Raw genomic sequence first — 20,742 nt, 5'->3', positions numbered from 1 at the left:
AAGGCTAGGGGAAGGCTGCCCCTAGCCGCCCGAAGGACTTCGACCATGGCCGACCTCGTGATCCGTCCCGTGACCCGCGCGGACCGCGACCAGTGGCTGCCGCTGTGGGACGGCTACAACGCCTTCTACGGCCGGTCCGGCGACACGGCCCTGGACCCGGCGGTCACGGCCATGACCTGGGAACGGTTCTTCGACGCCTACGAGCCGGTCCACGCCCTGGTCGCCGAACAGGACGGCCGGTTGCTGGGTCTGACCCACTACCTGTTTCACCGCAGCACCACGGCGATCGAACCCAGCGGCTACCTGCAGGACCTGTTCACCACCGAACAGGCGCGCGGCAAGGGCGTGGGCCGGGCGCTGATCGAGGCGGTCTACGCCGCGGCCAGGGCGGCCGGCGCTTCGCGGGTCTACTGGCAGACGCACGAGACCAATGTCACGGCGATGACGCTGTACGACCGGGTGGCGGAGAAGTCGGGGTTTGTCGTGTACCGGAAGCTGGTTTGACAAACTCTGCGGTTTTGCTCTATCGCAAACTCAACAATAAGGCGAGTATGGGTGACGGTTGTCCGACCCAGGAACTCGCCATGCGCCGCTCCCGCCTCTGGATCCTCGCGACCCTGTGCCTCGCCGCCGTCGCCTGCGCCCCGCCCGCCGCGAAGGCGTCGCGAGTCGCCGCGGCCGACACGGCGGCGTGCGGCGGCTCGGTCATTCCGCCACAGGTGCGGCGGACGCCCGCCGAGATCGCCGCCTTGCCCAGCACCGGCAAGCCGGGGGGCGTGCAGACCGTCGTGCTCTATGGCGACCCGGCCAAGCCTGGCCTCTATACCGCCAGGCTGGCCATCCCCGCCGGCTTCGTACTGGCCGCCCACACCCATGAGGACACCCGCACGACGACAGTGGTTTCGGGGACCTGGTCCATCGGCTACGGCCGGAAGTTCGACGTGACCCAGACCAAGGCCCTGCCGCCCGGCAGCCTCTACAGCGAGCCCAAGACCGTGGCCCACTTCGGAACAGCCAAGGATGGGCCGGTGGTGCTCTATGTCACCGGCTGCGGGCCGTCGAACACGGTGTTCGTCGATCCGCCCGCGCCGGCCGCCGAGCCGGCGCGCTAGACTCCCCGCCGCCCACCTGCTAAACGCCGCGCCTCGCTCCAGGACTCCGTCCCGGGGCGTGCTCGTCGTTATGGATGAGATCAAATCCGTGGGAGGGCCGCCAGCCCGCACCACGGCCAACCAGCGAAGGCCGCCCGTTCGGCTTTCTTGAGAGGATACAATGGCTAAGAAGATCCTGGGCTATATCAAGCTCCAGGTGAAGGCCGGCTCCGCCACGCCTTCACCGCCCATCGGCCCGGCTCTGGGTCAGCGCGGCGTCAACATCATGGGCTTCTGTAAGGAGTTCAACGCGCGCACCGAGAACGTCGAAAAGGGCACCCCCCTGCCGACCGTCATCACGGTCTATCAGGACAAGTCGTTCACCTTCGTCACCAAGACCCCTCCGGCGACGCACTATCTGAAGCAGATCACCGGCCTGAAGTCCGGCGCCAAGCTGACCGGTCGCGAGACCGTCGGCGAAGTGACCCGCACCCAGCTGCGCGAGATCGCCGAAAAGAAGATGAAGGACCTGAACGCCAACGATCTCGAGGCCGCGGCCAAGATCATCGAAGGCTCCGCCAAGGCCATGGGCCTGAAGATCGTGGAGGCCTAAGACCATGGCCAAGCAACCCAAGCGCATCCAAGCCTGGACCGGCGATCGTGACGCCGCCCACGCTGTCGCCGACGCCATCGCTCTCGTGAAGGCCAACGCCAAGGCCAAGTTCGACGAATCCGTCGAGATCTCGGTCAACCTCGGCGTCGACCCGCGCCACGCCGACCAACAGGTCCGCGGCGTGGTGAACCTGCCGTCGGGCACCGGCCGCGACGTCCGCGTCGCCGTCTTCGCCAAGGACGCCAAGGCGGCGGAAGCCACCGCGGCGGGCGCCGAACACGTCGGCGCCGAAGATCTGTACGAAAAGATCGCCGGCGGCTTCATGGACTTCGATCGCGTCATCGCGACCCCGGACATGATGGCCCTGGTCGGTCGCCTCGGTAAGGTGCTGGGCCCGCGCGGCCTGATGCCGAACCCGAAGGTCGGCACCGTGACCCCGAACGTCGGCCAGGCCGTGAAGGACGCCAAGGGCGGCGCCGTCGAATTCCGCGTCGAGAAGGCGGGCATCGTCCACGCCGGCATCGGCAAGGTCTCGTTCAGCGACGAAGCTCTGCTGGTCAACGTCAAGGCCTTGGTCGAAGCGCTGAACCGCGCCAAGCCGTCGGGCGCCAAGGGCGTCTATGTTAAGCGCATCGGCCTGTCCTCGACGATGGGCCCGGGCTTCAAGGTCGACGTCTCGTCGATCACCGCCTAAGCCTCTTCGGCTAGACTGAAGCGAGCGGGCGCTGGAGCGATCCAGCGCCCGCTTTGCGTTTGGGCGGTGGTTGGTTGGCGGGGTTGCCGATGATAGCTTCGGACCCGCACCTCGCATTCCGAAGGCGAACTTCAGATGGCCATCCATGTTGCGAACCCGGAAGTCTGCGCCTTAGTGAAACGCTTCGCCAAGGAGCGGGGTGTGAGTATGAGCCAGGCCGTGAAAATCGCCGTCAAAGAAGCCCTCGCCGCAAGGGGCCAGCCGACGAGCGAGGCTGAGGCGGAGAGCGCAGCGACCCATCACTCCACGTGATTGAAAGATCTAGTCCAGACGTCGCCGTGGTCGGCGGCGGCCCGGCCGGGCTGATGGCGGCCGAGGTGCTGAGCGCCGCCGGACTGTCGGTGGCGGTGTTCGAGCGCATGCCGACCCTGGGGCGCAAGTTCCTGATGGCTGGGCGCGGCGGGCTGAACCTGACCCATTCGGAAGACTTCGAGCGCTTCGTCGCGCGCTACGGCGCCGCGGGCGAGCGGTTGCGGCCGATGCTGGAGGCCTTTACCCCGGCCGACCTCACCGCCTGGGCCGAGGGGCTGGGGCAGGCGACCTTCGTGGGCAGCAGCGGCCGGGTGTTTCCGAAGGCGCTGAAGGCCTCGCCCCTGTTGCGGGCCTGGATCGCGCGGCTGGAGGGGCAGAGCGTGGCGCTGAACCTCCGCTCGGCCTGGACCGGCTGGACCGCGGCCGGGGACCTGGCCTTCGAGACGCCCGACGGACCGCGCGCCGTGCGGCCGCGCGCCACGGTCCTAGCCCTGGGCGGCGCCAGCTGGGCCCGGCTGGGTTCGGACGGGGCGTGGGCGCCGCTATTGGCGAAGCGCGGCGCGGCCGTCGCGCCGTTCCGCCCGGCCAATGTCGGCTTCACCGTGGCCTGGACCGCGGTGTTCCGCGAGCGCTTCGCCGGTTCGCCGCTGAAGAACGTGGCGCTCAGCTTCGGAGGCCAGGTCTCGCGCGGCGACGCCCTGGTCGCGGGCTACGGCCTGGAGGGCGGGGCGGTCTATGCGCTGTCGGCGGCCCTGCGCGACGCGATCGCCGTCCGGGGGGCGGCCAGGCTGGAGATCGACCTGCGCCCCGACCTCTCGTTGGCCCAACTGACCGCACGACTGTCCCGGCCGCGCGGCGGGCAATCGCTGTCGAGCTGGCTGCGCAAGGCGGCCCATCTGTCGCCGGTCGAGATCGGCCTGCTGCGCGAAGCGCACGGCCTGGCCCTGCCGGTGGCGCCCGACGCCCTGGCGACGGCGATCAAGGCCGCGCCGGTCGTACTGACCGGGACGCAGGGCCTGGAGCGGGCGATCTCCTGCGCCGGCGGCCTGGCGTTCGAGGCGCTGGACGGCCTGGAACTGAAGGCCGCGCCCGGCGTGTTCGTGGCCGGCGAGATGCTGGACTGGGAGGCCCCGACCGGCGGTTACCTGCTGCAAGCCTGTTTCGCGACCGGCGTGGCGGCGGCGCGGGCGGTGATGAAGCGGCTGGGCTGACGCCCTGTGTCCTTCGAGGCCCGCTGCGCGGGCGTCTCAGGATGAGGATTTCAGAGCCAATCCACGGTCCTCATCCTGAGGTGCGAGCCGAAGGCGAGCCTCGAAGGACGCACGAGTCTCAGGGCTTCATCGCCGCCCGGATCCTGGCCGCCACCGCCTCGATGTCCTTCGGGTCGCCCTTGGCGTTCTCGACGAACATCAGCGGCTTGCCGGCCACGCGTGGGATGACGTGGATGTGCAGATGCGGCACGCTCTGGCCCACGCCGTTGTTCTGGACGATCGTGAAGCCCTCGACGCCCAGGCCGTCGACCTGGGCCTGGCCGACCCGGGCGGCCACGGCCATCAGCCGCGACAGGTCCTGGGGCGAGATCTCCAGCAGGTTCCGCGCCTTGGAGGTCTTGGAGATCACCAGCACGTGGCCCGGCTCGGCCGGAGCATGGTCCATGAAGGCCAGCACCTGGTCGTCCTCGTACACCTTGGGCACGGGGATCTCGCCGCGAATGATCCGGGCGAACGGGTTGGTCTCGTCATAGGCGGCCTTCAGGGGGATCCCCGGCGTGCCCACCTTGGCCGAGGCCGGATCGAACTGGCCCAGCCAGCGGATGACCTCGGCTTCCAGCGCGATGCGGCTGTCGGAGAAGCTGTGGTCGGTGTCCATATAGGTTTCGGTCAGAGCCTTGGCCTGGGCCTGGCGGGCGGCGGCGGCCAGCTTGCGCGTGGTGGGCGCCCCGGCGTGCTCGGCGCCGATCATCAGCACCGGCCGGTCGGCGATCCGGGCGCTGAGCGCCTCAAGGTCCAGCTTGGCCGAGGTGGTCTCGATCTCCTTGGCCAGCAACTCGGCGCTGGTCCCGGCCAGGGGCGGGGTGTTCGAGCGCAGATCCTCGAGCGCCGCCTTGCGCTTGGCCGGATCGACGAGGTCGGCCTTCTGCTTGCCGATGTCCCAGGCGTCGATCAGGATCGCCCCGGCCGCCTTGGGATCGGCGGCGACGGCGTCGGCGGCCATGAAGCCGCCCATGCTGTGGCCGGCCACCACGATCCGGGTCGGGTCGATGCGGTACTTGGCGATATTGGCCGGGTCGCGCAGGAAGGCCAGGGCGGCCTCGCCGTCGGCCCGGCTGCCCGCGAACGAGAACTTACCCGGGCTGCCCCACGAGCCGCGATAGTTGATCCGCATCACGTTCCAGCCGGCCCGGCGCACGGCCTGCATCAGGTCGATATTGGTCTCGTTGCCTGGAAAGCCGTGCAGCATCAGCATCGTCGGATGCGGCTGGTCGCCCGAGGCCAGGTACATCATGGCGTTGACCCGCACCCCGCCGGTCGGGACCGTGAACGCGGCCATGTCCGCCGGATGAGCCTGATCGCGGGCGGGGTCGGCGACCACCGCCTGGGGGATCGGGGCGAAGCGCGGCTCGGCGCTGACGGGCACGGCGAGGCCGACGAGCAGCACGGCGGCCAGGCCGGCGGTGAACAGGCGCTTCATGGACGGGTCCTCTTAGGCGCCTTCTGTTATGCGGAAATCTCGGAGGGAGGCTAGTCTGCGCTCTCATTTCAGCCGTCATTCCGGGCCTTGTGCCCGGAACCCCTGGTTCAGCTGACGCGTGAGATGCAAGCGGTTCGCCAGCGAACCGCCCCTCCCGCACTTGCGGCGGACAGAGGGGTTCCGGGCACAAGGCCCGGGATGACGGCTGAGAGAGGTGCGGGATCCAGTTTGGATCCTCTGTTGAAATCCTTCCCCAAACCGTCTATACGCCGCCCCTTCTCCGCTGGGCTCGCCCGGCGGCGATCCTGTTTGAGAACTGCGGGGCGTGGGGTCACCAGCGCCATAATCGAGGAAGAGCCCTTCCTCGCCGTCGGGAGACAGGGATGGACAAGACCACGCAATTCCTCCTTCCGGGATGGGACGCGCGGCTGACTTTCCTTGGAACAGGCTGATGCAACTCGCGTGCGGGAGCGATCCCGCGTGGGACGCGCATTTGGCTGCCGGAATGGTCCGGCCGCTGTAATTGAGTAGGAGACCGCAATGGACCGCGCTCAAAAGCAGGAGTCGATCGAGGCGCTGAAAAGCGTGTTCGCCGACGCCGGCGCTGTCGTCGTGACCCACTATTCGGGCATGACCGTTGCGGAAATGACTGAACTGCGCGCCCGCCTCCGCAAGGAAGAGGGCACGTTCCAGGTGGTGAAGAACACCCTGGTCCAGAAGGCGCTGAACGGCTCGATCGGCGAAAAGGGCGACGCCCTGTTCACCGGCCCGGTCGCCATCGCCTATGGCTCGGATCCTGTTTCGGCCGCCAAGATCGTCACCCAGTACGCCAAGGAAAACGACAAGCTGAAGCTGGTCGGCGGCATCCTGGGCCAGACGACTGTTCTGGACGAAAACGCGGTGCGGGCCCTGGCCACGCTGCCGTCGCTCGACCAGATCCGTGGCAAGCTCATCGGCCTCATCCAGGCTCCGGCGACCAAGATCGCGGGCGTCCTGCAGGCTCCGGCTGGCCAACTGGCGCGCGTCTTCAACGCCTATGCGACCAAAGACGCCGCGTAACGGTCATCTCCGCATAAATCCCTCATCCTCTAAGGAACTTACCCATGTCCAAGCTCGAAAAGCTGGTTGAAGAACTGTCCACCCTGTCGGTCCTGGAAGCTGCTGAGCTCTCCAAGCTGCTCGAAGAAAAGTGGGGCGTCTCGGCCGCTGCTCCGGTCGCCGTCGCCGCTGTCGGCGGCGCCGCCGCTGCTCCGGCCGAAGCCGCCGAAGAGCAAACCGAGTTCACCGTCGTCCTGACGAACGGTGGCGACAAGAAGATCAACGTGATCAAGGAAGTCCGCGGCGTCCGTCCGGACCTCGGCCTGAAGGAAGCCAAGGACCTGGTCGAAGGCGCTCCGCAGAACGTCGTTGAAAACGTTTCGAAGCAAGTCGCCGAAGAAGTCGCCAAGAAGCTGACCGAAGCCGGCGCCACCGTCCAAGTGAAGTAATTCACGCCCACGCCTCGGCGTGGGGACGAGCCGGCGTCAGTTCTCTGACGCACACGTTGACGGCCCCGGAGGGAAACCTCCGGGGCCGTTTTCGTTCGCCCTCCGCCCGCCCGCGTCATTCTGGCACGGTCGTTGCTAGCTGGCCGTGCGTACACGCGGCGGTGGAGGCGACCATGGCGATTTCGGGGATTTCGGGCGGCTATTCGAACTGGAGCCCGCTCAGCGCGATATCGGCCCGTCCGGCGTCGACCACGGCGCTGGAGGCCGCCAGCGACCTGGACAAGGTTCGCGACAAGGGCCTGGTGGCCTTCGCCAAGGAGGCCAAGAAGGACGCCTGGGAGGAAAAGCTCAAGCAGTGGAAGGCTGAGGCCATGAAGACCATGGGCCTGACCGAGGAGAGCCTGGCGGCCATGACTCCCGACCAGCGCACCGCGGCGCTCCAGCAGGTCGACGAGGCCGTGAAGGCCAGGATCAAGGAAGCCATGGACGGCGCCAAGGCCCAGGCCAAGAACGGCCTGGCCGTGTCCAACTTCGTCGACCTCAGCGTCTGATCCAAGGCGGCAACCCTTGCCGCGCGATGGGCGTTATCTGCCCATGCTGAAGTTGGCCGCTGTCCTGCTGGTGCTGATGATCGTGTTCGGCGTGCTGGGTTTCGTCGTCGACGTGGCCGGCGGCCTGGCCAAGATCGCCTTCTTCCTCTGCCTGATCGGCCTGGCGCTCTCATTGGTCGGCAAGGTCGTTCGGCGCGGCTGAGCGTCATTGTTGGTATCAATCCTGTTGACGCTGCCCGGCTGCATCTCTAGCCATGCGCCCAAGAGATAGCGGTAACATTCCGGGGAAGAAGCGATGGATCGGCTAAACAAGGGCGCGCGCCGCTGGTCGGCTGGACTGGTCTCGGGCCTGGCCCTGACCCTCGCCATCGGGGTCGTGGGCAACCTGGCCGCGCCGGTCGCCGCCGCCCACGCCGCGCCGATGGCGGTGGTGGACCGCAACGGCTCCTATGTCTCGGTCGAGACCTACGCCCCTAACATTGTCCGGGTGACCATCAGCCAGGACAAGGATCTGGCCGCCGCGGCGCCGGGCTACGGCTTCCTGGCTGACAGCGATGTCAAGGGTTGGCGCCACGACCAGAAGGCCGGAGCCGACCTCTTCACCTCCGGCGCCCTGTCGCTGGAGGTCGTCGCCCAGCCCTGGCCGGGCGCGCCCTCGCAGATGGACCGCTACTTCGCCCCGTCGCTGCCGCCGGTCTCGGTGAAGATCCGCAAGGCCGACGGCTCGGACCTGGTGGCGATGAACGGCTGGGAGATGTCGCCGCACGTCGTGAACGGCGAGCGGACCTACCAGGCCGGCGCCAGCTTCTCGACCAGCGCCGACGAGCACTTCTACGGCCTGGGCCAGAACCAGGAAGGCATTCTCGACCTGCGCGGCCGCAAGATCGACTGCAAGCACGACTACGACGCCCCGCACGGCGAGACGGTCTGCGTGCCATTCCTGGTCTCCAGCAAGGGCTACGGCATCCTCTGGGACAACCCGTCGGACACCAAGGTCTATCCGGCCGTCAACGGCCGCACCCTGTGGCAGTCGAAGGTCGGCGAGCGGGTGTCGTTCTTCGTGATCACCGGCAGCTATGACGAGATCTACGCCGGCTACCGCCAGCTGACCGGCGTGACGCCGCTGCCGCCGAAGGCCGCGTTCGGCTACATCCAGTCCAAGGCCCGCTATGAGACCCAGGCCCAGATCCTCAACGTGGCCAAGGGCTATCGCGACCGCGGCTACCCGCTGGACGTGATGGTGCTGGACTGGTTCTACTGGACCCGCATGGGCCAGATGGACATCGACCCGGCCGCCTTCCCCGATCCCGCCGCGATGAACAAGGAGCTGCACGACAACGGCGTGCACAGCATCATCAGCGTCTGGCCGCGCTTCGAGAAGGAAGGCCGTTACTTCAACTACCTGGCCGACAAGGGCTGGCTGCTGAAGGACAAGGACGGCAAGGTCGTCGACGGCCTGCCGTTCCGCAGCGACCGCACCGGCGGCCTGATCGACAGCACCAATCCCCAGGCCCGCGAATGGTTCTGGGGCAAGATCCGCGACAACATCGCCTCCAAGGGCTTCGACTGGTTCTGGCTGGACGAGACCGAGCCGGACCTGGTGCCGGAGGGCTATTTCTGGAGCATCGGTTCGGGCGACCGCTACCGCAACGTCTTCCCACTGGTCCACACCCAGGGCGTGGCCGAGGGCTCGCGCCGCGATCGGCCCGACAAGCGCAACCTGATCCTGGCCCGCGCCGCCTATATCGGCGCCCAGCGCAACGGCGCCCTGTTCTGGTCGTCCGACATCCAGCCGACCTGGGAAGCGCTCAAGCGGCAGGTGCCGACGGGCCTGAACTTCACCGCCTCGGGCTTCGCCTACTGGGGCAACGACATCGGCGGCTGGCAGTGGCTGCCCCAGACCACGACGGCGACCAAGCCGCCGCTGCTGGATCCGTCCGACGCCCGCGCCGTGGTCGGTCAGAACAACGACTATCCCGAGCTGTTCGCCCGCTGGTTCCAGTACGGGACCTTCACCCCGACCCTGCGGGTGCACGGCATGCGCAAGGACACCGAGGTGTGGTCGTTCGGCAAGGGCGCCGAGGCCGTGGTCGCCAAGTACCTGAAGCTGCGCTACGCCCTGATGCCGTACCTGTACTCGATGGGCCACACGACCTACGAGACCGGCGCGCCGTTCATGCGCGGCCTGTTCATGGACTTCCCGAACGACCCGAAGGTCGTGAACCTGGGCGACCAGTACATGTTCGGCCCGGCCTTCCTGGTGGCGCCGATCACCGATCAAGGTGTCGAGGACCGCGACGTCTACCTGCCGGCGGGCGCCGATTGGTATGACTACTGGACGGGCAAGAAGTTCACCGGCGGCCAGACGATCAGCGTCCATGCGCCGATCGACACCATCCCGCTGTTCGTCCGGGCCGGCTCGATCATCCCGATGGGCGCGCCGATCCAGAACACTTCGCAGCCTCAGGCGATCAACGCGGTCAAGGTCTATCCCGGTCGCGACGCCGACTTCACCCTGTACGACGACGACGGCGTGACCAACGCCTACGAAAAGGGCGTCGGCAAGACGGTGAAGCTGCACTGGGACGACAAGGCCGGCAAGCTGACCGCCACGGGCGACAAGGGCCTCAGCGCCCAGGCGCTGGCGGCGGTGCAGGTGGTGAAGTAACGCCTTAAAACTCGCTCATCCCGGCATTGGCCGGGATGAGCGGATTGTTAGGGGTTCCAAGCGTCACCGAACGCGCCCGCATTCTTTTGTGGATAAACCCCCTTCCCAATCTCGGTCGGGTGTCCTATATCCGCCGGCTCACGAAGATATTCGGCGGAGCGCGTACGCGCGTGTCCGCATGATACGCCCCGAGGCGCGGTCAGCCGCCCTCCGACCAGCGCGAAGGGGCGCCCGTCAGGCATCCGGTCCCGGTTGCCCTGACAGGGGAATTCCAGCGACCAGCGCTCTCCCGAGGGGAGAGCGGCGAGGGTGGTCGCTAGGTACATTCGAATTCACGCGCGGAGTCCGTCCGCGCCCAGGGAAAAAACATGGCGCAATCCTTCACCGGCAAGAAGCGGATCCGGAAGTCTTTCGGCCGCATCCCCGAAGCTGTGCAGATGCCGAACCTGATCGAGGTTCAGCGCTCCTCCTACGAGCAGTTCCTTCAGCGCGAGGTCCGTCCGGGCCAGCGCCGCGACGAAGGCATCGAGGCGGTGTTCAAGTCGGTGTTCCCGATCAAGGACTTCAACGAGCGCGCGGTGCTCGAATACGTCTCGTACGAATTCGAAGAGCCCAAGTACGACGTTGAAGAGTGCATCCAGCGCGACATGACCTTCGCGGCGCCGCTGAAGGTCAAGCTGCGGCTGATCGTGTTCGAAACCGAAGAAGAAACCGGCGCCCGGTCCGTCAAGGACATCAAGGAGCAGGACGTCTACATGGGCGACATCCCGCTCATGACCGACAAGGGCACGTTCATCGTCAACGGCACCGAGCGGGTCATCGTCTCGCAGATGCACCGTTCGCCCGGCGTGTTCTTCGACCACGACAAGGGCAAGACCCACGCCTCGGGCAAGCTGCTGTTCGCCGCCCGGGTGATCCCGTACCGCGGCTCGTGGCTGGACTTCGAGTTCGACGCCAAGGACGTGGTCTATGTCCGCATCGACCGCCGCCGCAAGCTGCCGGCCACCACCTTCCTCTATGCCCTGGGCATGGACGGCGAGGAGATCCTGACGACGTTCTATGACGTCGTCCCGTTCGAGAAGCGCACCGCGGCCGGCGCCGAAGGCTGGGCCACCCCGTACAAGCCCGAGCGCTGGCGCGGCGTGAAGCCGGAATTCGCCCTGATCGACGCCGACACCGGCGAGGAAGTGGCTCCGGCCGGCACCAAGATCACCGCCCGCCAGGCCAAGAAGCTGGCTGACGCCGGCCTGAAGACCCTGCTGCTGGCGCCGGAAGCCCTGACGGGCCGCTACCTGGCCCGCGACGCGGTCAACTTCGAGAACGGCGAGATCTACGCCGAGGCCGGCGACGAGCTGGACGTCACCTCGATCCAGGCCCTGGCCGAACAGGGCTTCAGCACCATCGACGTGCTGGACATCGACCACGTCACGGTCGGCGCCTACATGCGCAACACCCTGCGCGTGGACAAGAACGCCGTCCGCGAGGATGCGCTGTTCGACATCTACCGCGTGATGCGTCCGGGCGAGCCGCCGACCGTCGAAGCCGCCGAGGCGATGTTCAAGTCGCTGTTCTTCGACGCCGAGCGCTACGACCTGTCGGCCGTGGGCCGCGTGAAGATGAACATGCGCCTGGAGCTGGACGCTTCGGACGAGATGCGCGTGCTGCGCAAGGAAGACGTGCTGGCGGTGCTCAAGCTGCTGGTCGGCCTGCGCGACGGTCGCGGCGAAATCGACGACATCGACAACCTGGGCAACCGCCGGGTGCGCTCGGTCGGCGAACTGCTGGAAAACCAGTACCGCGTCGGCCTGCTGCGCATGGAGCGCGCCATCAAGGAACGCATGTCGTCGGTCGACATCGACACCGTGATGCCGCACGACCTGATCAACGCCAAGCCGGCCGCGGCCTCGGTGCGTGAATTCTTCGGCAGCTCGCAGCTGTCGCAGTTCATGGACCAGACCAACCCGCTGTCGGAGATCACCCACAAGCGCCGCCTGTCGGCGCTTGGCCCGGGCGGTCTGACCCGCGAGCGCGCCGGCTTCGAAGTCCGCGACGTGCACCCGACCCACTACGGCCGGATCTGCCCGATCGAAACGCCGGAAGGCCCGAACATCGGCCTGATCAACTCGCTGGCCACCCACGCGCGCGTCAACAAGTACGGCTTCATCGAGAGCCCCTACCGTCGCGTCGCCGACGGCAAGCCGCTCGACGAGGTCGTCTACATGTCGGCCATGGAAGAGTCGAAGCACGTCATCGCCCAGTCCAACATCAAGGTGCTGGACGGCGAGATCGTGGACGACCTGGTCCCCGGCCGGATCAACGGCGAGCCGACCCTGCTCCAGAAGGAACAGGTCGACCTGATGGACGTGTCGCCGCGCCAGGTTGTTTCGGTGGCCGCGGCCCTGATCCCGTTCCTGGAAAACGACGACGCCAACCGCGCCCTGATGGGCTCGAACATGCAGCGTCAGGCCGTGCCGCTGGTGCAGTCCGACGCCCCGCTGGTCGGCACCGGCATGGAGGCCGTGGTCGCCCGTGACTCCGGCGCCGTGGTCATCGCCAAGCGCACCGGCGTCGTGGAGCAGATCGACGGCACGCGTATCGTCGTCCGCGCCACGGAAGAGACCGACAGCGCCCGTTCGGGCGTCGACATCTACCGTCTGAGCAAGTTCCAGCGTTCGAACCAGTCGACCTGCATCAACCAGCGCCCGCTGGTGAAGGTGGGCGACCGGATCAGCGCCGGCGACATCATCGCCGACGGCCCGTCGACCGAGCTGGGCGAACTGGCCCTGGGCCGCAACGCGCTCGTCGCGTTCATGCCCTGGAACGGCTACAACTTCGAAGACTCGATCCTGATCTCCGAGCGCATCGTCCGTGACGACGTCTTCACCTCGATCCACATCGAGGAATTCGAAGTCATGGCCCGCGACACCAAGCTGGGTCCGGAAGAAATCACCCGCGACATCCCTAACGTCGGCGAGGAAGCCCTGCGCAACCTCGACGAAGCGGGCATCGTGGCGATCGGCGCCGAGGTCCAGCCGGGCGACATCCTGGTCGGCAAGGTCACGCCGAAGGGTGAAAGCCCGATGACGCCGGAAGAAAAGCTGCTGCGCGCCATCTTCGGTGAAAAGGCCTCGGACGTCCGCGACACCAGCCTGCGCCTGCCCCCGGGCGTCGCCGGCACCATCGTCGACGTGCGCGTGTTCAATCGTCACGGCGTCGACAAGGACGAACGCGCCCTGGCCATCGAGCGCGCCGAGATCGACCGCCTGGGCAAGGACCGCGACGACGAATTCGCGATCCTGAACCGCAACATCTCGGGCCGCCTGCGCGAACTGCTGATCGGCAACGTCGCCCTGTCGGGTCCCAAGGGCCTGTCGCGCGGCGAGATCACCGCCGAAGGCCTGGCTGAAGTCCAGCCCGGCCTGTGGTGGCAGATCGCCCTCGAGGACGAGAAGGCGATGGGCGAACTGGAAAGCCTGCGCCGTCTGTTCGACGAGAACCGCAAGCGTCTGGACCGCCGCTTCGAGGACAAGGTCGACAAGCTGCAGCGCGGCGACGAACTGCCCCCGGGCGTGATGAAGATGGTCAAGGTTTTCGTGGCCGTGAAGCGCAAGCTTCAGCCGGGCGACAAGATGGCCGGCCGTCACGGCAACAAGGGCGTCATCTCGCGCATCCTGCCGATCGAGGACATGCCGTTCCTCGCCGACGGGACGCACGTGGACGTCGTTCTGAACCCGCTGGGCGTGCCCTCGCGCATGAACGTCGGCCAGATCTTCGAAACCCACCTGGGCTGGGCCTGCGCCAACCTCGGCAAGCAGATCACCAACCTGCTGGAAGACTGGCAGCACGGCGGCCAGAAGGACGCCCTGGTCCAGCGCCTGCGCGACATCTACGGCCCGGACGAGGAACTGCCGGAAACCGAGGAAGAGCTGGTCGAACTGGCCCGCAACCTCGGCAAGGGCGTTCCGATCGCCACCCCGGTGTTCGACGGCGCGCGCATCGGCGACATCGAAGAGCACCTGACCATGGCGGGCGTCGATCCGTCGGGCCAGTCGATCCTGTTCGACGGCCAGACGGGCGACCAGTTCAAGCGTCCGGTCACGGTCGGCTACATCTACATGCTGAAGCTGCACCACCTGGTCGACGACAAGATCCACGCCCGTTCGATCGGTCCGTACTCGCTGGTCACCCAGCAGCCGCTGGGCGGCAAGGCCCAGTTCGGCGGTCAGCGCTTCGGGGAAATGGAAGTGTGGGCTCTGGAAGCCTACGGCGCGGCCTACACCCTGCAGGAAATGCTGACGGTGAAGTCCGACGACGTGGCCGGCCGGACCAAGGTCTACGAGTCGATCGTCCGTGGCGACGACACGTTCGAAGCCGGTATCCCGGAAAGCTTCAACGTGCTGGTCAAGGAAATGCGCTCGCTCGGCCTGAACGTGGAACTCGAGAACTCTTAAGCGCCGTGCGGTGAAATCCTCGTCCTTCGACAAGCTCAGGATGAGGGTTTCACCAGCGACGCAGTAGCCCTCATCCTGAGCTTGTCGAAGGACGAGGGCGGCACCTCAGAATTTTCGCGGGTAGTCCCGCAGAAGGAACCAAGATGAACCAGGAAGTCCTGAACATCTTTAATCCGGTCCAGGCCGCTCCGACCTTCGACCAGATCCGCATCTCGCTGGCTTCGCCGGAAAAGATCCGCTCGTGGTCGTTCGGTGAGATCAAGAAGCCCGAGACCATCAACTACCGCACGTTCAAGCCCGAGCGTGACGGCCTGTTCTGCGCCCGTATCTTTGGCCCAACCAAGGACTACGAATGCCTGTGCGGCAAGTACAAGCGCATGAAGTACAAGGGCATCATCTGCGAGAAGTGCGGCGTCGAGGTCACCCTGGCCCGCGTCCGTCGCGAGCGCATGGGCCACATCGAGCTGGCCTCGCCGGTCGCCCACATCTGGTTCCTGAAGTCGCTGCCCTCGCGCATCGCCATGATGCTGGACATGCCGCTGAAGGACATCGAGCGGGTCCTGTACTTCGAATACTACATCGTCACCGAGCCGGGCCTGACCCCGCTGAAGCAGCACCAGCTGCTCAGCGAGGACGACTTCATGCGCGCCCAGGACGAATACGGCGACGACAGCTTCACCGCCGAAATCGGCGCCGAGGCCGTCCAGAACCTGCTCAAGGCGATCGACCTGGAGAAGGAAGCCGAGAAGCTGCGCGAAGAGCTGGCGGGCAACCCGTCGGACATGAAGCAGAAGAAATTCTCCAAGCGCCTGAAGATCCTGGAAGCCTTCCAGGAGTCGGGCAACCGTCCGGAGTGGATGGTGCTGACGGTCGTGCCGGTGATCCCGCCGGAACTGCGCCCGCTGGTGCCGCTGGACGGCGGCCGCTTCGCGACCTCGGACCTGAACGACCTGTACCGCCGGGTCATCAACCGTAACAACCGCCTCAAGCGCCTGATCGAACTGCGCGCCCCCGACATCATCATCCGCAACGAAAAGCGGATGCTGCAGGAGTCGGTGGACGCCCTGTTCGACAACGGCCGCCGCGGTCGCGTGATCACGGGCGCCAACAAGCGTCCGCTGAAGTCGCTGGCCGACATGCTGAAGGGCAAGCAGGGCCGCTTCCGCCAGAACCTGCTGGGCAAGCGCGTCGACTATTCGGGCCGTTCGGTCATCGTCGTGGGTCCGGACCTGAAGCTGCACGAGTGCGGCCTGCCCAAGAAGATGGCGCTGGAGCTGTTCAAGCCGTTCATCTATGCGCGCCTGGACGCCAAGGGCCTGTCGGGCACCGTCAAGCAGTCCAAGCGCATGGTCGAGCGCGAACAGCCGCAGGTGTGGGACATCCTCGAAGAGGTGATCCGCGAACACCCCGTGCTGCTGAATCGCGCGCCGACGCTTCACCGCCTGGGCATCCAGGCGTTCGAGCCCAAGCTGATCGAGGGCAAGGCCATCCAGCTGCACCCGCTGGTCTGCGCCGCATTCAACGCCGACTTCGACGGCGACCAGATGGCCGTGCACGTCCCGCTGAGCCTCGAGGCCCAGCTGGAAGCGCGCGTCCTGATGATGTCGACCAACAACATCCTGTCGCCCGCCAACGGTCGCCCGATCATCGTGCCGTCGCAGGACATCGTCCTGGGCCTGTACTACCTGTCGGTCGCCCGCGACGGCGAGCCGGGTGAAGGCAAGATCTTCGCCGACTTGGGCGAGATCGAAGCCGCCATGGACGCCGGCGTCGTGTCGCTGCACGCCAAGATCAAGTCGCGCTTCACCGAAGTGGACGCCGACGGCGTGGCGCGTCGCCGCGTGATCGACACCACCCCCGGCCGCATGAAGATCGCCGCCCTGCTTCCGCGTCACCCGGCGATCGGTCACCGACTGATCGAGAAGGCCCTGACCAAGAAGGAAATCGGCAACCTGATCGACGTGGTCTATCGCCACTGCGGCCAGAAGGCGACGGTGATCTTCGCCGACCAGGTCATGGGCCTGGGCTTCAAGGAAGCGGCCAAGGCCGGCATCTCCTTCGGCAAGGACGACATCATCATCCCCAAGCGGAAGGAGGCGATCGTCGCCGAAACCCGCACCCTGGCCGAGGAGTACGAGCAACAGTACGCCGACGGCCTGATCACCAAGGGCGAGAAGTACAACAAGGTCGTCGACGCCTGGGCCAAGGCCACCGACCGGGTCGCCGACGAGATGATGGCCGAGCTTCAGATGAAGCATAAGGACGAGAACGGCCGCGAGAAGGAAATCAACGCCATCTACATGATGGCCCACTCCGGCGCCCGTGGTTCGCAAGCCCAGATGAAGCAGCTGGGCGGCATGCGCGGCCTGATGGCCAAGCCCTCCGGCGAGATCATCGAGACCCCGATCGTCTCGAACTTCAAGGAAGGCCTGACCGTTCAGGAGTACTTCAACTCGACCCACGGCGCCCGTAAGGGCCTGGCGGACACCGCGCTGAAGACCGCCAACTCCGGCTACCTGACCCGTCGTCTGGTCGACGTCGCGCAGGACTGCATCATCGTCGAGGAAGACTGCGGCACCACCAAGGGCATCACCCTGCGGGCCGTGGTCGAAGGCGGCGACGTGCTGGTCTCGCTGGGCACCCGTGTCCTGGGCCGTTTCTCGGCCGAGGACATCAAGGACCCGGCGACCGGCGAGATCGTGGTTCCGGCCGACACCTATCTCGACGAGAACATGGCCGACGCCATCGAAGCCGCTGCGGTGCAGTCGGTGAAGGTGCGCTCGGTCCTGACCTGCGAGGCCAAGATCGGCGTCTGCGGCGCCTGCTACGGCCGCGACCTGGCCCGCGGCACGCCGGTGAACATCGGTGAAGCGGTGGGCGTCATCGCCGCCCAGTCGATCGGCGAGCCCGGCACCCAGCTGACGATGCGGACCTTCCACATCGGCGGCACCGCCCAGGTGGCCGAGCAGTCGTTCTTCGAAAGCAGCAACGACGGCGTGGTCCGCGTGACCGGCGCCACCGTGGTGGGTTCGGACGGCGCCCTGGTGGTCATGAGCCGCAACACGGCCGTGAGCGTCCTGGTCGACGGCAAGGAGCGCGAGAACTACAAGCCGCCGTACGGCGCGCGCCTGAAGGTCAAGGACGGCGACAAGGTCAAGCGCGGCCAGCGCCTGGCCGATTGGGACCCCTACACCACCCCGATCATCACCGAAGTGGCCGGTCGCATCCGCGCCGAAGACCTGGTGGACGGCTTCTCCGTTCGCGAGGAAACCGACGAAGCCACCGGCATCGCGCAGCGCGTGATCGCCGACTGGCGGACCTCGGCCCGCGCGTCGGACCTGCGTCCGGCGATGGGCGTGCTGGGTGAAGACGGCGCCTATGTCCGTCTGGCCAACGGCGGCGAGGCCCGCTATCTGATGTCGGTCGGCGCCATTCTCTCCGTCGCTGACGGGGACATGGTCAAGCCGGGCGAGGTCATCGCGCGGATCCCGACCGAAGGCGCCAAGACCCGGGACATCACCGGTGGTCTGCCGCGCGTCGCCGAACTCTTCGAAGCCCGCCGTCCCAAGGACTGCGCGGTCATCGCGGAAATGGACGGCCGTGTCGAATTCGGCAAGGATTACAAGAACAAGCGCCGGATCAAGATCACTCCGGACATCGACGCCGACGGCAACCAGCCTGAAGCGGTCGAGTTCCTGATCCCGAAGGGCAAGCACATCGCGGTGCATGATGGCGACTACATCACGCGCGGCGAGTACATCATCGACGGCAACCCGGATCCGCACGACATCCTGCGCATTCTGGGCGTCGAGGCCCTGGCCAACTTCCTGGTCGACGAGATCCAGGAGGTCTACCGACTGCAGGGCGTGCCGATCAACGACAAGCACATCGAGACGATCGTTCGTCAGATGCTGCAGAAGGTCGAGATCGTCGAGCCGGGCGACACGGGCTTGATCAAGGGCGATCACCTCGACAAGCCCGAGTTCTACGTCGAGCAGGACAAGGCTGTCGCCCGCGGCGGCCGTCCGGCCACGACGCAGCCCGTGCTGCTGGGCATCACCAAGGCCTCGCTGCAGACCAAGAGCTTCATCTCGGCCGCGTCGTTCCAGGAAACGACCCGCGTCCTGACCGAAGCCTCGGTGCACGGCAAGACCGACACGCTGGAAGGCCTGAAGGAAAACGTCATCGTGGGTCGCCTGATCCCCGCTGGCACGGGTTCCTACCTGCGCAGCCTGCAACGCATCGCCGCCAAGCGCGACGAGCAACTGGCCCAGCAGCGCGAAGAGTCGATGGAGCCGCTGCCCGCGGTCATCGCCGAAGAGGCGTAAGCCTCCTTCGAGGACTGAAACGGAACGGCCCGGGAGCAATCCCGGGCCGTTTCTTTTTTGGCTCTTCTCCCTCAGGAGGAGGTGTCGGTGAAGCGGACGGAGGGGGCGTCCTCCGTTCTACGATCCCCGCAACACCGCCAGCCGCTCCAGCCTCGGCGCCGCGAAATCCAGGAACGCCCGCACCAGCGGCGGCATGAACCGGCCGCCCACCGTGACCAGTTGCACGGGCAGGGGCGGGGGCTCGAAGTCGGGCAGCAGGCGCACCAGCCGCCCGGCCGCCAGGTCCTCGGCGACCTGGTAGGACAGGGCCCGACCGATCCCGCGACCGGCGACCATGGCCGCCAGGGCCGCCTCGACATTGTTGACCCGCAGCCGGGGCTCCAGCCGCACCGCCCGCGGCTTGCCACGATGCTCGAACCGCCATTCCGGCGAGGCCGAGACCACGGTGGTCAGGATCACCTCGTGCCCGGCCAGGTCGCCCGGCTCCAACGGCGTCCCGCGTCGCGCCAGGTAATCGGGCGCGGCCACCAGCAGCCGGCGCACTTGGCCCAGCTTGCGGACGATCAGGCTGGAATCGGCCAGCGGCCCGATCCGCAGGGCCACGTGCAACTCGCCCTCAATCAGGTCCAGATTTCGGTCGTGCAGGGTCAGGTCGGCCTGGACGCCGGGGTGCTCGGCCAGGAAGTCGGCCACGACCGGGGTCAGGCAGCGGCCGCCGAACACGGTCGGGCCGGTGATCCGCAGCGTGCCGCGCACCGTGTCAGAGGCGGGGGCCTGGAGGGCGGTCTCGTAGTCGACCAGCAGCCGCCGGGCCCGCTCGGCCAGGTCGCGGCCGGCCTCGGTCGGCGCCAGGCGGCGGGTGGTGCGCTCGATCAGCCGCACGCCCATCCGCTCTTCCAGCGCCGCCAGGGTCCGGGTCATGGCGGCGGGCGAGCGCCGCAGCCTGCGGCCGGCGGCGGCCAGGGACCCGCTGTCGATCACCGCCAACAGCAGGGCCAGTTCGTCCAGGCGATCCATTCCATAATCCGCAATTATGTCTTGCCTATTTGCTCAATTCATTTCGAACGGCGCAATGGCGAAGATGCCTCCGCATCAAGGGAAAGCATCGATGTCCGACACCGCCATCGTCCTGCACGGCACGCCGCTCTCGGGCCATACCCACCGGGTGGGCCTGATGCTGAACGCCCTGGGCCTGGCCTACCGCTTCGTCTCCGCGCCCAAGGATGTTCGCGCCTCGCCGGCCTTCCTGGCCCTCAACCCGCTCGGTCAGATCCCGGTGCTGCAGGACGGCGGCCTGGTCCTGGCCGACAGCAACGCCATCCTGGTCTATCTGGCGCGTCGCTATGCGCCTGACGCCGACTGGCTGCCGCTGGAGCCGGTCGCCGCCGCCCGGGTCCAGCGCTGGCTGTCGATCGCCGCCGGCGAGGTCATGCACGGCCCGGCCATCGCCCGGATGATCGCCCTGTTCGACCTCCCCGACGATCCGGCCCGCGCCGCTCGCATCGCCGCCCGGGTGCTGGCCTTCATGGACAGCCACCTGGCGGACCGCGCCTATCTCGCCGCCGACCACGTCACGATCGCCGACCTGGCCTGCTACTCGTATGTGGCCCACGCCCCCGAAGGCGGGGTGGCGCTGGAGCCCTATCCGGCCGTGCGCGCGTGGCTGGCCCGGGTCGAGGCCCAGCCCTGGTTCAAGCCCATGCCCGACTTCGCGGCGGCGTGAGGGGAGCGCCGGCCTTGGGTCGTTTACCCGGTGCGGCGCAACGTCGCGATTTCATTCGGCGGATCAATCGACCGGAAGGTTAAGCCTTGCTTGAGATGTTGCGGTGCAAACCGGAGGCAGGATTCTCCAGACA

At 67.1% G+C, this 20,742-nt stretch carries 16 protein-coding genes and 1 pseudogene; 15 read left to right on the top strand and 2 right to left on the bottom strand.

The features are described 5' to 3' along the window. Positions 1 to 45: 45 nt before the first annotated feature. From G3M57_RS22070 to G3M57_RS22045, 6 genes are all read left to right on the top strand, one after another. Entirely contained in the window at positions 46 to 504 is a 459-nt protein-coding gene (locus tag G3M57_RS22070; RefSeq protein WP_163233049.1) for a GNAT family N-acetyltransferase, read from the top strand. An 80-nt stretch (positions 505 to 584) separates the two neighbouring features. Then, a complete protein-coding gene (locus G3M57_RS22065) occupies positions 585 to 1,112 on the top strand; it encodes a cupin domain-containing protein (protein ID WP_163233047.1) in 528 nt (175 codons plus the stop codon). A 160-nt stretch (positions 1,113 to 1,272) separates the two neighbouring features. Further along, positions 1,273 to 1,704, top strand: a complete 432-nt coding sequence (gene rplK, locus G3M57_RS22060) for a 50S ribosomal protein L11 (RefSeq protein ID WP_007661528.1) — start codon at positions 1,273 to 1,275, stop codon at positions 1,702 to 1,704. Between the two features lie 4 nt (positions 1,705 to 1,708). After that, positions 1,709 to 2,398, top strand: a complete 690-nt coding sequence (rplA, locus tag G3M57_RS22055; protein ID WP_163233045.1) for a 50S ribosomal protein L1 — start codon at positions 1,709 to 1,711, stop codon at positions 2,396 to 2,398. A gap of 135 nt (positions 2,399 to 2,533) precedes the next feature. Beyond that, a complete protein-coding gene (locus G3M57_RS22050; RefSeq protein ID WP_163233043.1) occupies positions 2,534 to 2,710 on the top strand; it encodes a type II toxin-antitoxin system VapB family antitoxin in 177 nt (58 codons plus the stop codon). After that, entirely contained in the window at positions 2,707 to 3,921 is a 1,215-nt protein-coding gene (locus tag G3M57_RS22045) for a BaiN/RdsA family NAD(P)/FAD-dependent oxidoreductase (RefSeq protein WP_163233041.1), read from the top strand. Before G3M57_RS22050 ends, G3M57_RS22045 begins: the two co-directional genes overlap by 4 nt. A 118-nt stretch (positions 3,922 to 4,039) precedes the next feature. Here the strand turns inward: G3M57_RS22045 and G3M57_RS22040 are convergent, their stop codons facing one another. Next, positions 4,040 to 5,401, bottom strand: a complete 1,362-nt coding sequence (locus tag G3M57_RS22040) for an HIT family protein (RefSeq protein WP_163233039.1) — start codon at positions 5,399 to 5,401, stop codon at positions 4,040 to 4,042. A 540-nt stretch (positions 5,402 to 5,941) separates the two neighbouring features. Between G3M57_RS22040 and rplJ the strand changes: the two genes are divergently transcribed. The 8 genes and pseudogenes from rplJ to rpoC all read left to right on the top strand — a co-directional run bounded on the left by rplJ (position 5,942) and on the right by rpoC (position 18,886). After that, positions 5,942 to 6,460: a 50S ribosomal protein L10 gene (gene rplJ, locus G3M57_RS22035; protein WP_056762603.1), complete on the top strand. Its 519-nt coding sequence runs from the start codon at positions 5,942 to 5,944 to the stop codon at positions 6,458 to 6,460. Between the two features lie 44 nt (positions 6,461 to 6,504). Continuing rightward, the gene (rplL, locus tag G3M57_RS22030; RefSeq protein WP_056762605.1) at positions 6,505 to 6,888 is read left to right on the top strand and encodes a 50S ribosomal protein L7/L12; all 384 of its coding nucleotides are present in this window, start codon (positions 6,505 to 6,507) and stop codon (positions 6,886 to 6,888) included. 173 nt (positions 6,889 to 7,061) lie between these two features. Then, positions 7,062 to 7,439 carry a hypothetical protein gene (locus G3M57_RS22025; protein ID WP_163233037.1) on the top strand — a complete coding sequence of 126 codons (378 nt, stop codon included), beginning with the start codon at positions 7,062 to 7,064 and terminating at the stop codon, positions 7,437 to 7,439. A gap of 43 nt (positions 7,440 to 7,482) precedes the next feature. Further along, positions 7,483 to 7,641: a hypothetical protein gene (locus G3M57_RS22020; RefSeq protein ID WP_163233035.1), complete on the top strand. Its 159-nt coding sequence runs from the start codon at positions 7,483 to 7,485 to the stop codon at positions 7,639 to 7,641. Positions 7,642 to 7,734: 93 nt separating this feature from the next. After that, complete coding sequence (locus G3M57_RS22015; protein WP_163233033.1) at positions 7,735 to 10,107, top strand: glycoside hydrolase family 31 protein; 2,373 nt, start codon at positions 7,735 to 7,737, stop codon at positions 10,105 to 10,107. A 368-nt stretch (positions 10,108 to 10,475) separates the two neighbouring features. Beyond that, the gene (rpoB, locus tag G3M57_RS22010) at positions 10,476 to 14,558 is read left to right on the top strand and encodes a DNA-directed RNA polymerase subunit beta (RefSeq protein ID WP_056762610.1); all 4,083 of its coding nucleotides are present in this window, start codon (positions 10,476 to 10,478) and stop codon (positions 14,556 to 14,558) included. A gap of 15 nt (positions 14,559 to 14,573) precedes the next feature. Further along, positions 14,574 to 14,668: pseudogene (locus G3M57_RS27620) on the top strand (hypothetical protein); the annotation flags it as partial. A 33-nt stretch (positions 14,669 to 14,701) separates the two neighbouring features. Next, a complete protein-coding gene (gene rpoC, locus G3M57_RS22005) occupies positions 14,702 to 18,886 on the top strand; it encodes a DNA-directed RNA polymerase subunit beta' (RefSeq protein WP_056762612.1) in 4,185 nt (1,394 codons plus the stop codon). Between the two features lie 117 nt (positions 18,887 to 19,003). Here the strand turns inward: rpoC and G3M57_RS22000 are convergent, their stop codons facing one another. Next, positions 19,004 to 19,903, bottom strand: a complete 900-nt coding sequence (locus G3M57_RS22000) for a LysR family transcriptional regulator (protein WP_163233031.1) — start codon at positions 19,901 to 19,903, stop codon at positions 19,004 to 19,006. 91 nt (positions 19,904 to 19,994) lie between these two features. Between G3M57_RS22000 and G3M57_RS21995 the strand changes: the two genes are divergently transcribed. Further along, positions 19,995 to 20,609, top strand: a complete 615-nt coding sequence (locus G3M57_RS21995; RefSeq protein ID WP_056762622.1) for a glutathione S-transferase family protein — start codon at positions 19,995 to 19,997, stop codon at positions 20,607 to 20,609. The last annotated feature ends 133 nt before the right edge of the window (positions 20,610 to 20,742 follow it).

It is taken from the genome of Caulobacter rhizosphaerae, assembly GCF_010977555.1.
In the GTDB taxonomy this organism is placed as follows: Bacteria; Pseudomonadota; Alphaproteobacteria; order Caulobacterales; family Caulobacteraceae; genus Caulobacter; species Caulobacter rhizosphaerae.
This window is presented reverse-complemented; position numbering and strand designations above follow the sequence as displayed.

Excerpts from the sequence above, each read along its gene's own strand:
- G3M57_RS22070 (WP_163233049.1), top strand. The coding sequence starts at position 46 with ATGGCCGACCTCGTGATCCGTCCCGTGACCCGCGCGGACCGCGACCAG.
- G3M57_RS22065 (WP_163233047.1), top strand. The coding sequence starts at position 585 with ATGCGCCGCTCCCGCCTCTGGATCCTCGCGACCCTGTGCCTCGCCGCC.
- rplK (WP_007661528.1), top strand. The coding sequence starts at position 1,273 with ATGGCTAAGAAGATCCTGGGCTATATCAAGCTCCAGGTGAAGGCCGGC.
- rplA (WP_163233045.1), top strand. The coding sequence starts at position 1,709 with ATGGCCAAGCAACCCAAGCGCATCCAAGCCTGGACCGGCGATCGTGAC.
- G3M57_RS22050 (WP_163233043.1), top strand. The coding sequence starts at position 2,534 with ATGGCCATCCATGTTGCGAACCCGGAAGTCTGCGCCTTAGTGAAACGC.
- G3M57_RS22040 (WP_163233039.1), bottom strand. The coding sequence starts at position 5,401 with ATGAAGCGCCTGTTCACCGCCGGCCTGGCCGCCGTGCTGCTCGTCGGC.
- rplJ (WP_056762603.1), top strand. The coding sequence starts at position 5,942 with ATGGACCGCGCTCAAAAGCAGGAGTCGATCGAGGCGCTGAAAAGCGTG.
- rplL (WP_056762605.1), top strand. The coding sequence starts at position 6,505 with ATGTCCAAGCTCGAAAAGCTGGTTGAAGAACTGTCCACCCTGTCGGTC.
- G3M57_RS22025 (WP_163233037.1), top strand. The coding sequence starts at position 7,062 with ATGGCGATTTCGGGGATTTCGGGCGGCTATTCGAACTGGAGCCCGCTC.
- G3M57_RS22020 (WP_163233035.1), top strand. The coding sequence starts at position 7,483 with ATGCTGAAGTTGGCCGCTGTCCTGCTGGTGCTGATGATCGTGTTCGGC.
- G3M57_RS22015 (WP_163233033.1), top strand. The coding sequence starts at position 7,735 with ATGGATCGGCTAAACAAGGGCGCGCGCCGCTGGTCGGCTGGACTGGTC.
- rpoB (WP_056762610.1), top strand. The coding sequence starts at position 10,476 with ATGGCGCAATCCTTCACCGGCAAGAAGCGGATCCGGAAGTCTTTCGGC.
- rpoC (WP_056762612.1), top strand. The coding sequence starts at position 14,702 with ATGAACCAGGAAGTCCTGAACATCTTTAATCCGGTCCAGGCCGCTCCG.
- G3M57_RS22000 (WP_163233031.1), bottom strand. The coding sequence starts at position 19,903 with ATGGATCGCCTGGACGAACTGGCCCTGCTGTTGGCGGTGATCGACAGC.
- G3M57_RS21995 (WP_056762622.1), top strand. The coding sequence starts at position 19,995 with ATGTCCGACACCGCCATCGTCCTGCACGGCACGCCGCTCTCGGGCCAT.